Here is a 13,052-nt window from a genome sequence, read left to right as displayed (position 1 = left end):
GCGTCAGGGGCGCAGCACCGCAAGCGCACCCGGCACCGCAGACACCTCGACGGGCAGCGGGCAGACGAACTCCCCGTCGGCGTAGGCGTTGATTCCCGGGCAGTCGACCGTGATCACTCGCGCTCGCCGGGTCTGTACCTCGTCGAGATCGACATGGGTGCCCCGAAAGACAGTGGGGAACAAGCGGATGAGCCGCGTTCGGGATGCTGAGGCGACCATGGTGACGTCGAGCAATCCGTCGGTCGGGTCGGCGCCAGGACAGATCCGCATACCCCCGCCGTAGCTTCGGGTGTTGCCGAAGGCCGCCAACGTCAGGTCTGTCTGCACCTCGACACCGTCGAAGGTCAGCCGGAACGGCAGCAGTCGCAGCGCGGAGATCTCCGCGACCATCGCGAGGTTGTATCGCATCCGCCCGTGCGGCCACCGCATCCGGTTGGTTCGGTCGGTCACCAGCGAGTCGAATCCGGCGGCCATGACGGTACCGAACCAGCGCCGGGTTCCGTCGGCGCCGACGATGCGTCCCAGATCCACCGTCGCGGCCCGACCGTCGACGACGATATCGGCCGCGGCTTCGGGATCCTTTGTCGGAATACCGAACTCGCGGGCATGGTCGTTACCGGTGCCCGCCGGGATGATTCCGAGCGGGATGCCGGTCGTGGCGAGAACCTGCAATGCCAGCGAGATGATCCCGTCACCGCCCACCACGACCAGCGCGTCCATCCCGCGCTCCAGGGCACCCTCGACGAGTTGGCGGGCATGAGCCGGATCACGGCCCGCGATGGCGACCACGTCGACCCCGCGCCGGTGTAATTGTGCGACGGCCCGTTCGGCGGCATGTGGTGCGCTGCCGTGTCCCGACGCCGGGTTGGTCAGGACGGTGACCCGCTTGATCACGGGATCAGCTTGCCCGGGTTCATGATTCCGGCCGGGTCCAGCACCGACTTCACCGCCCGCAACACGTCAACGCCGAGGTCGCCCACCTCGGCCCGCATCCACGGGCGGTGATCTGCGCCGACGGCATGATGATGGGTGATGGTCGCCCCGGTGCGCACCATCGCCTCGGAAGCGGCGATCTTGGCGCGCTGCCATTGTTCGATCGGGTCACCCTGCTGGCCGGCGACGACTGTGAAGTAGAGCGACGCTCCGGTGGGATACACATGCGAAATATGGCACATCACCAGCGTCCGACCCAGAGAATCGGTGAGCGCGTCGGTGACGGCGGCCTTCAGCGCGGGGATATTCGACCAATTGGTCGCGGTTTCCAGCGTCTCGCACAACGCTCCGGCCGACAGCAGGGAATCACGCAGATACGGGGCATTGAATCGACCGTGTTCCCAGGCTCGGGCCGCGCCGTCGCCGAGCGAGGTGCCACCGTGTGCGCGCAGGACGGCGGCGGTTTCGGCGTGGCGACTCTCGGTATGTGCCGCGGACCCCTCGAACGCGGTGATGGCCAGACAGCCCCCGGTGATGGTCTGCTCACCGATGCTCTCGGTGGTTGCCAGATTGACGCCGGTCTCGGCTTCGTCGGACAGTCTGATGACCGTCGGCCCGGTGCCAATCTGGACAACCGCCCGTAGCGCCGCGGCGCCGGTGGCGAAGTCGGGGAACGACCACGCCTCGTAGCGGGTGGTCTCGGGGGCCGGATGCACCCGTACCCGGACCCGGGTGATGATGCCGAAGACGCCCTCCGAGCCGACGATCAGCTGCCGCAGGTCGGGGCCAGCCGCCGATGCCGGGGCTCGCCCGAGGTCGAGCACGCCGGCCGGGGTGGCCACGGTCAGCCCGCGCACCATATCGTCGAATCGGCCGTAGCCCGCAGAATCCTGACCGGAGGACCGGGTGGCGGCGAAGCCGCCGATGGTGGCGAACTGGAAGCTCTGCGGGAAGTGACCGAGTGAGAAACCTCGTGCGCCAAGCAGTTCCTCGGCCTGCGGGCCGGTGACGCCGGCGCCGAGTTCGGCCTCCCCGGAGATCGGGTCGAGATGGTGCAGTGCGTCGAGCCGGCGCAGGTCCACCGACACCACGGCGGTGAACTCACCGCGGTCAGGGTCGAGGCCGCCGACCACGCTGGTGCCACCGCCGAACGGAACGACGGCGATACCCCGCTCGCTGCAGACCTTGAGCACCTCGATCACGGCGGCCTCATCGGCGGGCAGCAGGACGGCATCGGGCGCGTCTTGTTCGCCGGTGCTCTTGCGGCGCAGCAGATCCGGTGTCGACTTGCCGCCGGCGCGCAGCAGCCGGCTCTGGTGATCGGTGCGGACGTGCTCGGCGCCGAGGATGGCCTGCAGGGCGTCGCGGTCGGCATCGCGCAGAGCCGACGGCCGCAGTCGCACGTCATCGGCGGCCAGGTCCGGATCGGCCGGTCCGTCGATGCCGAGAGCCTGCTTGAGCAGACCGCGAATACCGTCGGACAGCGGCTTGGCGGCCCGCGGATCTCCCCAGGCGTTCCACTTCATCGGGGGCAGCAGGTCGGTATGGGCTTGCATCATGCGTTACAGTATTACACATGGTGTCAATCAGTAACGACGATTCGGTGGGGGATCGAATTCTCGACGCGGCCGCAGAATGCGTGCTCGCCTATGGAGTGGATCGGGTGACACTTGCCGAGATCGCGCGGCGCGCCGGTATCAGTCGTCCGACGGTGTACCGCCGTTTCCCGGACACCCAGTCGATCCTGGCCGCGCTGCTGACCGCCCGCGTGGTGCGCGTGCTCGACGACGCGGGGGACAGCGAGACCGGGCGTCGCGCGCTGGTGGCGCGCATCGTCGGGGTGGCACGCCGGCTGCGCGAGGATCAGATCGTGATGTCGGTGCTGCACGACGCACCCGAGCTGGCCATCGTGTACATCGCCGAGCGGCTCGGCACCAGCCAGCAGATCCTCATCGACGCCGTCGCCGGGCAACTCAAACTGGCTCAGGAGAACGGCAGCGTCCGCGCCGGCGATCCGCGCCGGCTGGCCGCCATGTGCCTGCTGATCACCCAGTCCACCGTGCAGTCCGCCCAGATGGTCGAACCGATCCTGGACGCCGACGCGCTCGCCGACGAACTCGCCCACGCCCTGAACGGATACCTGACGCCATGAGCTCGATACGCGACAGCGCTCTCAACCGGACCCGCCGCACCGCCGAGCTGACCGCACTCGGCGACGGTGGCGTCGTCGACCTGGTGGTCATCGGCGGGGGCATCACCGGCACCGGGATCGCCCTTGACGCGGCATCCCGCGGCCTGCGCGTGGTGCTGGCCGAAAAGCACGACCTGGCGTTCGGGACCAGCCGCTGGAGCTCCAAACTGGTCCACGGTGGATTGCGGTACCTGGCGTCGGGCAATATCGGCATCGCCCGCCGCAGCGCCGTCGAACGCGGAATCCTGATGACGCGCACGGCACCTCACCTGGTGAATGCCATGCCGCAACTGGTGCCGCTGTTGCCTGCGATGGGACGCCCGGCGCGCGCTCTGGTCCGCACGGGATTCCTCGCCGGCGACGGACTGCGCAGGCTGGCGGGCACGCCCGCGTCGGTATTGCCACGCTCGCGGCGTGTCACGGCGGCCACGGCCGTCGACCTGGCTCCGACCGTGCGCCGCAACGGTCTGGACGGCGCATTCCTGGCCTATGACGGTCAGCTCATCGACGATGCACGCCTGGTCACGGCGGTGGCGCGCACCGCGGCCCAGCACGGCGCGATCATCCTGACCCGAGTGAATGCGACAGCCGCGCAGGGTGATTCGATCACACTGACCGACGAGTTGACTGGGCAGACCATGGCGCTGCGGTCGCGTGCCGTCGTCAACGCCACCGGGGTGTGGGCGGGGGAGGTCGACCCGACCATCCGCCTGCGACCCAGCCGCGGCACGCATCTGGTGTTCGACGCGGCCGCCTTCGGTCATCCCACCGCCGCCCTCACGATCCCGATTCCCGGTGCCCTGAACCGATTTGTCTTTGCGATGCCCGAACAGCTCGGCAGGGTGTACCTGGGCCTCACCGACGAGGATGCCCCCGGGCCGATACCCGATGTGCCCGAACCCACCCCGGCAGAAGTGCGGTTCCTGCTCGATACGGTCAACACGGCGCTGGACACCGCGCTGACCGAACACGACGTACGCGGCGCCTACGCCGGGCTGCGCCCGCTGATCGAGAGCGAGGGCGAGACTGCCGACCTGTCGCGTGATCACGCCGTGACGGAGTCCCCCGATGGTGTCATCAGCGTGGTCGGTGGCAAGCTGACCGAATACCGCTACATGGCAGAGGATGTGGTGAACCAGGCCATCACCCGGCGCGGGCTGACCGCGGGACCCTGCCGAACCCGTGAGCTGCCGCTGGTCGGCGCACCCGCAAACCCGATCACCGCTTCACCGGCATCGACGGCCATGCCCGCGTCCCTGGTGGCCCGTTACGGCGCGGAGGCGTCGAATGTCCTCGCCGCGGCGGGTTGTGACCGGCCCGCCGAGCAGGTGGTCGACGGAATAGACGTGCTACGTGCCGAATTCGAGTATGCGGTGACCCACGAGGGGGCCCTGGCCGTCGACGACATCCTTGACCGGCGAACCCGGATCGGTCTGGTCGCCGCCGATCGGGAGCGCGCCGAGGCGGCGGCGGCCGAATTCGTCTGAATCAGCTGCCCGCCACGACGGCGTCGCGGAATGCCGACCGGGTGTGCCGCTGCCACAGCGCCTGCACGCCGACGAGCAGGTCGGGTTGGAGGTCGATGACCCTGACCCGCCCATCCATCGCCGTCCCGGCTTGGGTAGTGACGAAGGCCGGAGCGCCGGTGGTCAGCGGCGCGGCGACGGTCGCCGAACCCTGGACGCGACTGACGACGAAATCGGGCTCGAAACCCGCTCGCCGGCATGCGCCCATCAGGAAGTCGCTGTAGTACGACGCGCCGGGCGGTGCCCACAGCGCGATCTGTTCGCCGGCCAGTTCGCGGATATCGACAACGTTGGCGTCGGCCAGTCGGTGCTCAGCAGGCACGGCGACCCGCACCCGGTCGTAACCGATGATGGCCGAGGATAATTCGGCGCTGGGTGCGACGCCGCGGCGTAGCCCCAGGTGCACGGTGCCATCGAGGATCTCGCGCAGCAGCTCGGCGGGATACATCTGCCGACAGGTGACCGACAGGTGCTCGAAACTGTCGATTGCCGGCTCGAGCCGGGTGTACACCTCTGCGCTGCTCAGCGCGGGGGTGTGCCCGACGACGAACACCTCGGGGCTGTCCTCGGCGGTGCGCGACACCCGGTTGGCCACGGTATCGGCGGCGGCCAGCAGCACCCGTCCCTCGATCAGCAGTTGGGCGCCGGCGGCGGTCGGGGTGATGCGACGCCCAGACCGGGTGAAAAGTTCTGCGCCGAGGTCCTTTTCGAGCAACTGGACCGATTGACTCAGCGCCTGTTGGGTGATGTGCAGGGTGGCTGCCGCGGCGGTGAAGCTACCGGCCTCGGCCACGGCGACGAAATGCCCGAGTCGCCGGAGGTCGAGAGTCATCCGATCAATCTACAAGCACTACTTGTCGAAATGCAGTTTATATCTGTTTTCCAATTGTTTGAGCCGGCGATAGCGTGCACAGCATGAGTGAAATCAAGGGAAAGTCAGCAGTCGTCGCCGCCGGCGCAAAGAACCTCGGGGGTCTGATCAGCCGGGGTCTGGCGCAGCGCGGTGCCAACGTCGCGGTGCACTACAACAGCGCGGCGACGGAGTCCGATGCCGATGCCACCGTCGCCGAGGCGGAGCGGGCGGGGGTCAGGGCCATCAAGGTGCAGGGCGATCTGACCGTGCCCGCGAACGTCGAGAGGTTGTTCGACACCGCGGTCGATGCCTTCGGGCAGGTCGACATCGCGATCAACACCGTGGGCAAGGTTCTGCGCAAGCCCATCGTGGAGACCACCGAGGCCGAATACGACGCGATGTTCGACATCAACGCCAAGGCGGCCTATTTCTTCCTGCAACAGGCCGGGCGTCGCCTCGCCGACGACGGTTCGGTCATCACCATCGTCACCGCCCTGCTGGCCGCGTTCACCGACGGCTACTCCACCTACGCAGGTGCCAAGAGCCCGGTGGAGCACTTCACCCGCGCGGCGGCCAAGGAGTTCGCGGCGCGCGGAATCAACGTCAACAGCATCGGCCCCGGCCCGATGGACACCCCGTTCTTCTACGGTCAGGAGACGCCCGAGCGCGTGGAGTTCCACAAGTCCCAGGGCATGGGTGGGCGTCTGACGCGCATCGAGGACATCGCCCCGCTGGTGCTGTTCCTGGCCGGGGAGGGGCACTGGATCACCGGGCAGACCGTCTTCGCCAACGGCGGCTACACCACCCGCTAGAACGGCGAATGGCCAGTTATGGCACGGCTTTCCGGGGCGGTTTCAAGGGGTGGTTGCAACAGGTCCCTGTGAGGAGCTGTTGTGCGCCCGTCCAAATCGTCTCGTCTTCGTCGTCGGTTCTGGGAGGAAATCCGTAGCGGGTTGATCGTGAGTGAAGCCGCTGTGGCAGTCGGCGTGTCGCTGAACTCGGGTTCGCGGTGGTTTGCCGATGCTGGCGGGGTGAGACCTCAGTTACCCGATGGTCAACCTCGCCGGCGGCCGCGACTGTCCTTTGAAGAGCGCGAGGAAATCGCGTTAGGAGTGGCGGCCAAAGAATCAATTCGGTGTATCGCTCAACGCCTTGGCCGGGCGCCGTCGACGATCTCGCGGGAGATCGCTGTCAACGGCGGATGCCGAGGTCGTACGGGCTATCGGTCCCGATATCGCTTCGGTGCGCCATGGCGCGGTGGGCATGATCCGCGTCCCCGCTACAAGGCCACTGTCGCGCACGACCGCAGCGTCACCCGCGCCGCACGACCGAAGCCGCGCAAGCTGGATCTGTGCACGACCCTGCGTGAGGTGGTGCAGACTCGACTCACCGACGAGTTTCACAGTCCGGCCCAGATCGCTGCCCGGTTGCGGCTGGACTTCCCTGATATTGCGGAGATGTGGGTGTCACACGAAGCGATCTACCAGGCAATATACGTCCAAGGCAAAGGCAATCTGCGGCGCGATCTGCACACCTACCTGCGGACCGGGCGTGCGATACGCCACCCGCGCAGACGACCCGGGCAGCGCCGCGCACGTATCCCTGGCATGGTCAGCATCAGTGAACGGCCTGCCGAGGTCGAGGACCGCGCCATCCCCGGGCACTGGGAGGGGGATCTGATCATCGGAAGCACCGCCTCCGGGTCGGCGATCGGCACTCTGGTGGAACGCAGCACCCGGTTCACCCTCTTGTTGCACCTGCCCGGTGATCACACCGCGGCGACCGTGCAAGAGGCGATCGTGGCCAAGATGGGCCAGTTGCCGGCGCTGCTGGGTAAATCATTGACCTGGGATCAGGGCAGCGAATTGGCCAACCATCTGGCCATCGCTGAGGCGACAGATCTCGACATCTATTTCTGCGACCCGCACTCACCATGGCAGCGCGGAACCAACGAAAACACCAACGGTCTGCTGCGCCAATGGTTTGCCAAAGGCACTGACCTATCGGTGTTTCCCCCCGACTACCTCGACTACGTCGCCACCAAACTCAACAACCGACCCCGCCAGACACTGGGCTGGAAAACACCAGCCGAAGCACTCCACGAACTACTCTGCAACCCGACCGATTCACCCACTGTTGCAACGACCCCTTGAATCCGCCCGGGGAGAGCGTGTCATAACTGGCCATTGGGCCCAGCCGAAGAAGGTTACAGCGGGATGTTCTTGTGTCGACCGCGCCGGGCGGGAGCCTCGGCCAGCGCCTGGGTGATGACACTGCGGGTGTGCGCGGGATCGATCTTGGCGTCCACCACGCCGATCTCGATGGCACTGTCCACGCCACCGGCGATCCGCTCGTGCTCGGCGGCCAATTCCTCGTGCAGCGCATCGCGTTCGTGATCCGCGGCGGCGGCGAGCTTGCGCTTGTGCAGGATGCCGACGGCGGCCTTGGCGCCCATGACGGCGACCTCGGCGTCCGGCCAGGCGAACACCTTGGTGGCGCCCAGCGAGCGGGAGTTCATCGCGATGTAGGCGCCGCCGTAGATCTTGCGGGTCACCAGCGTGACCCGCGGGACGGTGGCCTCACCGAAGGCGTGCAGCAGCTTGGCGCCGCGCCGGACCACGCCACCCCACTCCTGATCGACGCCGGGCAGGTAACCGGGCACGTCCACCACGACCACCAGCGGAATGCCGAACGCATCGCACAACCGCACGAAACGCGCCGACTTCTCGGCACTTTCGGAGTTCAGGCAGCCGCCGAGGCGCAGCGGGTTGTTGGCGATCACACCGACCGAGCGGCCGGCCAGTCGGCCGAGGCCGACCACGATCGACGGGGCCCAGCGGGACTGGAACTCCTCGAACGGGGCGTCGGTGTCCAACAGCGCCTCGACGATCGGGTGCACGTCGTAGGCACGGCGGGCCGACTCGGGCATGAGGGCCTTGAGGTCGACATCACCGGACTCGGCCTTGCTCCGGTCGAAATGCCCCTGCTGGCAGAACAATCCGACGAGGCGGCGGCCGCGCTCGTAGGCGTCGAGCTCGTCGTCGGCCACGATGTGGCACACGCCGGACTTCTTGTGATGGGCCTCCGGGCCACCGAGGGACACCATGTCGACGTCCTCGCCGGTCACGCTGCGCACCACGTCCGGACCGGTCACGAAGACCTTGCTGTCCGGGGCCATGATGATGACGTCGGTCAGGGCGGGTCCGTAGGCGGCGCCGCCGGCGGCGAAACCGACGACCACCGAGATCTGCGGGATGTAGCCCGAGGCCCGGATCATCGCCTCGAAGACCAGACCGACCGCGTGCAGGGCCTTGACGCCTTCGGCTAGTCGCGCACCGCCGGAGTGCCAGATGCCCACGATCGGGCTCTGCTCCTCGATGGCGGTGTCGTAGGCGTCGACGATGTGCGCACATCCCTCGATGCCCATGGCGCCGCCCATCACGGTGCCGTCGGTGCAGAACGCGATGGTCTTCACACCGTTGACCGTGCCGGATGCGGCGAGCACACCGGACTTGTCGCGCTCGTGCAGCAGCGAGACGCTGCCGTCGTCGAAGAACGTGCTCAGCCGCAGCAGCGGATCACGTGGGTCGAGCGACTCGGCGGCCGCTTCGGGAGCCATGATGGTCATCCAGTCCTCCTCTTACGCGTCGGATGGTGACCGGCGCCCTCGGGTTTTACCTTGTTCAGTACTTTCCGAAGGTGAGCGCCACATTGTGCCCACCGAATCCGAACGAGTTGTTGATCGCGTATTGGTAGTTGCCGGTGCGCGGCTCGCCAGCCACCACGTCCAGGTCGATCTCGGGATCCAGATTCTTCAGGTTCAGCGTGGGCGGGATGACCCCGTCACGCAAGGCGAGCACGGTGAGAATCGACTCCACCGCACCGACCGCACCGACCGAATGGCCCAGCGCGGACTTGGGCGCGTACACCGCGGGCCGGTGGCCCTTCATGGCGTTGTTGATCGCCACACCTTCGGCGACGTCACCGACGGAGGTGCCGGTGGCGTGCGCGTTGACATGATCGATATCCGAGGGCTGCAGGCCCGCCAACTCGATGGCCCGGCTCATCGCGTAGCCGGCTTGCTCGCCGTTGGGGTCCGGCGCCACGATGTGGAAGCCGTCGGAGGTGACGCTGGCGCCCATGATGCGAGCCAGGATGTTGGCCCCGCGCGCCTTGGCGTGTTCCTCGGTCTCGATGACCATCATCGCGCCGCCCTCGCCGAAGACGAACCCGTTGCGGTCGACGTCGAACGGCCGACAGGCACCCGGCGGGTCGTCGTTGGTGTTCGACAGCACGATGCGCATCTGGGCGAACCCGGCGATCGGCACCGCCTCGATCTTGGTCTCCACGCCACCGCAGATGGCGATATCGGCCTCACCGAAGACGATGTTGCGCCACGCGTTGGCGATACCTTCCGATCCCGACGCGCAGGCCGAGATGACGGTGTTGACACCGGCTTTGGCCTTGCGCTCCAGTCCGACGGCAGCGGCCGCACCGTTGGGCATGTACATCTGGACGACCAGTGGGGAAACGGCCCGCAGACCCTTGGCCCGCATACCGTCGTAGGCGAAGATCAGTTCCTCCGCCGAGCCGAGGCCTGTTCCGATGGAGACCATCAACCGCTTGGGGTCGACGTCGGGGGACCCGGCGTTCTCCCAGACCCGTCGCCCGATGACGGTCGCCATCTTCTGCAGGTAGGACAGCCGTCGCTTCTCGACGCGGTTGAGCTCGTCCTCGAAATCCTCCAGCAGGTGACCACCGATGCGGACCGGCAGGTCGTATTCCTCGACGAACGGGTCGTCGAGCCGGCGGATGCCACTCTCACCGGCAAGCAGTTTCTTCCATGTCGTTTCGGCATCGGTGGCCAACGCGGTCGTCATGGCGATGCCAGTGACGACCACGTTGGGCAAACCGTTCCCCGTAGACAGCTTGTTCAAGCCGTTCCCCACCTCATGTACTGCGATCTTCGAAAGGCCTGTCTTCTGAAGCCTCAGTAACGCTCTGTCTCAGTACCGCCCGAAGGCCAGAGCCACATTGTGGCCACCGAAACCGAACGAGTTGTTGATGGCGTACTGGTAGTCGCCATAACGAGGCTCACCCGCGACAACATCGAGATCGATCTCAGGATCGGGGGTCTCGTAGTTGAGCGTGGGCGGAATGACACCGTCACGCAGCGCCAGCACGGTCAGGATCGACTCGAGGGCGCCGACGGCACCGATCGAGTGGCCCAGCGCCGACTTCGGCGCGTACACCGCGGCGTGCTCCACACCGGCGACCCGGATGGCATTCGCCTCGGCGACGTCGCCGATCGAGGTGGACGTCGCGTGCGCGTTGACGTGCGAGATGTCCTTGGCAGTCAACCCGGCGGTCTCCATGGCGCGCTTCATGGCCTGGCCGGCGCGCGCGCCGTCCGCGGCCGGAGCCACCATGTGGAACGCATCGGAGGTGATACCGGCACCCATCAGACGGGCCAGCGGCTTGGCGCCACGGGCCAGGGCGTGCTCCTCGGTCTCGATGACCATGAGCGCACCGGCCTCACCGAAGACGAAACCGTCACGATCCTTGTCGAACGGACGGGAAGCCGCCTCGGGATCGTCATTGCGGGTCGACATCGCACGCATCATCGAGAACGCCGCGATCGGCAGCGCCTCGATGGCACCCTCGACGCCACCACAGACGGCGATGTCCGCGTCACCCATGACGATCTGACGCCATGCGTGGGCGATGCCCTCCGAGCCCGACGAACACGCCGAGACCGGGGTGATGACGCCGGCACGGGCCCCGAGTTCGAGGCCGACGACGGCGGCAGCACCGTTGGGCATGATCATCTGAACGGCGAGCGGGGACACCTTGCGGGGCCCGCCTTCGTTCATCGCGTCATAGGTTTCGACGATCTTCTCGCCGCCACCGAGGCCGGTGCCGATCACGACCGAGAAACGGTCGGGATCGACCTCCGGCTTGCCCGCGGTCTCCCAGAGCTGGTTGCCGAGGTACTTGGCCATCCGCTGCACGTAGGACATCCGTCGCATTTCCAGACGTGACATCAGCGGATCGAGCGGCTCCTTGAGGTGCCCGCCGATCTTGGCTGCCAGGTCCCACTTCTCGACGAAGTCGTCCTCGAGCTTGCGGATGCCGCTCTCGCCGGCCAGCAAGCCCTTCCACGTGCTCTCGATGTCCGGTGCCAGCGACGTGGTCGCCGTGACGGCGGTTACCACGACATTCGGGAACCCGCCGTTAGCAGTGGAAGGTTTGGTCATTCCGAGCCAAACTTCTCGCGCAGGGCGGCAGCGGCCTCGGGGTTCTCGGCCTCGAGCTTCTGGATGTAGGCGACGACGTCACCCACGGTGCGCAGACCGGCGAGGTCCTCGTCGGGGATCTTCACGCCGTACTTGTCTTCGGTCTGGACGGCGATCTCGACCATTGACAGCGAGTCGATGTCCAGGTCGTCGACGAAGCTCTTCTCCGGGGTGACCTCGGAGGGCTCGATGCCGGTGACCTCTTCGATGATCTCGGCGAGACCGGCGATGATTTCTTCTTGACTGGCGGCCACGATGGCTCCTTCTGTGTTTTGCCATCCCGGCTGTCGGGATGGTTCGAGTCTGTGGTTCTTTCGTACTCCGGGTCAGAGCTCGGCGAGCCCGTCCAGGTCTTCGGGGGCCTTGATGGCCTTGGTCGGTGTGCCCTTGAGCTCGCGCTTGGCGATACCGACGAGTGTTCCGGCCGGCGGGAACTCGACCAGCGCCGACACCGCCATACCGCGCAGGGTCTCGTTGATCAGGTCCCAGCGCACCGGGCGGGTCATCTGGGCGACCAGCTTGGTCATGGCGTCGGCGGCATCGGCCACGGGCTTGCCGTCGGCATTGGACAGCAGAGTCCGGGTCGGCTCGGCGGTCGCCACCTCACCCGCGGCGGCCGCGTATCCCTCGGCGGCGGGTGCCATGTAATGGGTGTGGAACGCGCCAGCGGTGGCCAGCACCCGCACCCGCGCCTTGGCCGGGGGATCCTCGGCCAGCTTCTCCAGTGCGGCGACGGCACCGGCGGCGACGATCTGGCCGGCGGCGTTGCGGTTGGCGGGGATCAGATCGAGGGATTCCAGCCGCGCCAGAACCTCGGACTCGTCGCCACCGAGTACGGCGGCCATACCGGTGGGCTCCAGCGCGCAGGCCTTGGCCATCTCGGCGCCGCGGGTGGCCGCGAGCTTGACCGCGTCATCGGCGGAGATGACGCCGGCGATGGCGTAGGCGGCGATCTCACCGACGGAGTGTCCTGCGACCACCGTGCCATTTTCGGCGGACTCACCGTCCAGTACTTCACGCTTGGTGAGCTCTTCGTAGGCCAGCAGCGTGGCGGCCACGACCAGAGGCTGGGTCACCGCGGTGTCGGCGATCTCCTCGGCGGTGGCGGTGGTTCCCAGGCGTACGAGGTCCAGTCCGCTGATCTCCGACCAGGTGGTCAGACGGTCGACGGCGCCGGGCAGCTCGACCCACGGGGTGAGCATGCCGGGCGTCTGGGATCCCTGGCCGGGAGCAAGCAAAGCAAGCACGGGATT

At 67.2% G+C, this 13,052-nt stretch carries 12 protein-coding genes; 4 read left to right on the top strand and 8 right to left on the bottom strand.

Going from position 1 to position 13,052, the window contains the following annotated elements:
* Positions 1 to 3: 3 nt before the first annotated feature.
* Together PGN27_RS05125 and PGN27_RS05120 are read right to left on the bottom strand one after the other, a co-directional pair.
* Positions 4 to 891 carry a diacylglycerol kinase gene (locus PGN27_RS05125; protein WP_335325244.1) on the bottom strand — a complete coding sequence of 296 codons (888 nt, stop codon included), beginning with the start codon at positions 889 to 891 and terminating at the stop codon, positions 4 to 6.
* A complete protein-coding gene (locus tag PGN27_RS05120) occupies positions 891 to 2,459 on the bottom strand; it encodes an FAD-binding oxidoreductase (RefSeq protein WP_335325243.1) in 1,569 nt (522 codons plus the stop codon). The genes PGN27_RS05125 and PGN27_RS05120 overlap by 1 nt, the downstream gene beginning before the upstream one ends.
* A 50-nt stretch (positions 2,460 to 2,509) precedes the next feature.
* Between PGN27_RS05120 and PGN27_RS05115 the strand changes: the two genes are divergently transcribed.
* Positions 2,510 to 3,085: a TetR/AcrR family transcriptional regulator gene (locus PGN27_RS05115; protein ID WP_335325110.1), complete on the top strand. Its 576-nt coding sequence runs from the start codon at positions 2,510 to 2,512 to the stop codon at positions 3,083 to 3,085.
* Complete coding sequence (locus PGN27_RS05110; RefSeq protein ID WP_335325109.1) at positions 3,082 to 4,611, top strand: glycerol-3-phosphate dehydrogenase/oxidase; 1,530 nt, start codon at positions 3,082 to 3,084, stop codon at positions 4,609 to 4,611. Before PGN27_RS05115 ends, PGN27_RS05110 begins: the two co-directional genes overlap by 4 nt.
* Before the next feature lies 1 nt (position 4,612).
* On the opposite strand, the gene PGN27_RS05105 is transcribed toward PGN27_RS05110, so the two are convergent.
* Entirely contained in the window at positions 4,613 to 5,482 is an 870-nt protein-coding gene (locus PGN27_RS05105) for a LysR family transcriptional regulator (protein ID WP_335325108.1), read from the bottom strand.
* A gap of 83 nt (positions 5,483 to 5,565) precedes the next feature.
* On the opposite strand from PGN27_RS05105, the gene PGN27_RS05100 reads away from it, so the two are divergent.
* Both PGN27_RS05100 and PGN27_RS05095 read left to right on the top strand, forming a co-directional pair.
* The gene (locus tag PGN27_RS05100) at positions 5,566 to 6,315 is read left to right on the top strand and encodes an SDR family oxidoreductase (RefSeq protein WP_335325107.1); all 750 of its coding nucleotides are present in this window, start codon (positions 5,566 to 5,568) and stop codon (positions 6,313 to 6,315) included.
* An 81-nt stretch (positions 6,316 to 6,396) separates the two neighbouring features.
* Positions 6,397 to 7,656 (top strand): IS30 family transposase, encoded by a 1,260-nt coding sequence (locus PGN27_RS05095; RefSeq protein WP_418888535.1) that lies wholly within the window; start codon positions 6,397 to 6,399, stop codon positions 7,654 to 7,656.
* A 53-nt stretch (positions 7,657 to 7,709) separates the two neighbouring features.
* Here the strand turns inward: PGN27_RS05095 and PGN27_RS05090 are convergent, their stop codons facing one another.
* The 5 genes from PGN27_RS05090 to PGN27_RS05070 form a co-directional block, all read right to left on the bottom strand.
* Positions 7,710 to 9,131: an acyl-CoA carboxylase subunit beta gene (locus PGN27_RS05090; RefSeq protein ID WP_335325105.1), complete on the bottom strand. Its 1,422-nt coding sequence runs from the start codon at positions 9,129 to 9,131 to the stop codon at positions 7,710 to 7,712.
* A 55-nt stretch (positions 9,132 to 9,186) separates the two neighbouring features.
* Positions 9,187 to 10,440 (bottom strand): 3-oxoacyl-ACP synthase KasB, encoded by a 1,254-nt coding sequence (kasB, locus tag PGN27_RS05085; RefSeq protein WP_335325104.1) that lies wholly within the window; start codon positions 10,438 to 10,440, stop codon positions 9,187 to 9,189.
* 69 nt (positions 10,441 to 10,509) lie between these two features.
* Positions 10,510 to 11,760 carry a 3-oxoacyl-ACP synthase KasA gene (kasA, locus tag PGN27_RS05080; RefSeq protein ID WP_335325103.1) on the bottom strand — a complete coding sequence of 417 codons (1,251 nt, stop codon included), beginning with the start codon at positions 11,758 to 11,760 and terminating at the stop codon, positions 10,510 to 10,512.
* A complete protein-coding gene (acpM, locus tag PGN27_RS05075) occupies positions 11,757 to 12,053 on the bottom strand; it encodes a meromycolate extension acyl carrier protein AcpM (protein WP_030136494.1) in 297 nt (98 codons plus the stop codon). The genes kasA and acpM overlap by 4 nt, the downstream gene beginning before the upstream one ends.
* Positions 12,054 to 12,125: 72 nt before the next feature.
* Entirely contained in the window at positions 12,126 to 13,046 is a 921-nt protein-coding gene (locus PGN27_RS05070; protein ID WP_335325102.1) for an ACP S-malonyltransferase, read from the bottom strand.
* Between the last annotated feature and the right edge of the window lie 6 nt (positions 13,047 to 13,052).

It is taken from the genome of Mycolicibacterium neoaurum, from assembly GCF_036946495.1.
In the GTDB taxonomy this organism is placed as follows: Bacteria; Actinomycetota; Actinomycetes; order Mycobacteriales; family Mycobacteriaceae; genus Mycobacterium; species Mycobacterium neoaurum_B.
Note: the sequence above shows the minus strand (reverse complement) of the source record. Positions and strands in the feature narration are given on the sequence as shown.

What these genes read in the sequence shown, in the direction of transcription:
- PGN27_RS05115 (WP_335325110.1), top strand. Translation starts at nt 2,510, where the DNA reads ATGGTGTCAATCAGTAACGACGATTCGGTGGGGGATCGAATTCTCGAC.
- PGN27_RS05110 (WP_335325109.1), top strand. Translation starts at nt 3,082, where the DNA reads ATGAGCTCGATACGCGACAGCGCTCTCAACCGGACCCGCCGCACCGCC.
- PGN27_RS05120 (WP_335325243.1), bottom strand. Translation starts at nt 2,459, where the DNA reads ATGAAGTGGAACGCCTGGGGAGATCCGCGGGCCGCCAAGCCGCTGTCC.
- PGN27_RS05090 (WP_335325105.1), bottom strand. Translation starts at nt 9,131, where the DNA reads ATGACCATCATGGCTCCCGAAGCGGCCGCCGAGTCGCTCGACCCACGT.
- PGN27_RS05100 (WP_335325107.1), top strand. Translation starts at nt 5,566, where the DNA reads ATGAGTGAAATCAAGGGAAAGTCAGCAGTCGTCGCCGCCGGCGCAAAG.
- PGN27_RS05105 (WP_335325108.1), bottom strand. Translation starts at nt 5,482, where the DNA reads ATGACTCTCGACCTCCGGCGACTCGGGCATTTCGTCGCCGTGGCCGAG.
- kasA (WP_335325103.1), bottom strand. Translation starts at nt 11,760, where the DNA reads ATGACCAAACCTTCCACTGCTAACGGCGGGTTCCCGAATGTCGTGGTA.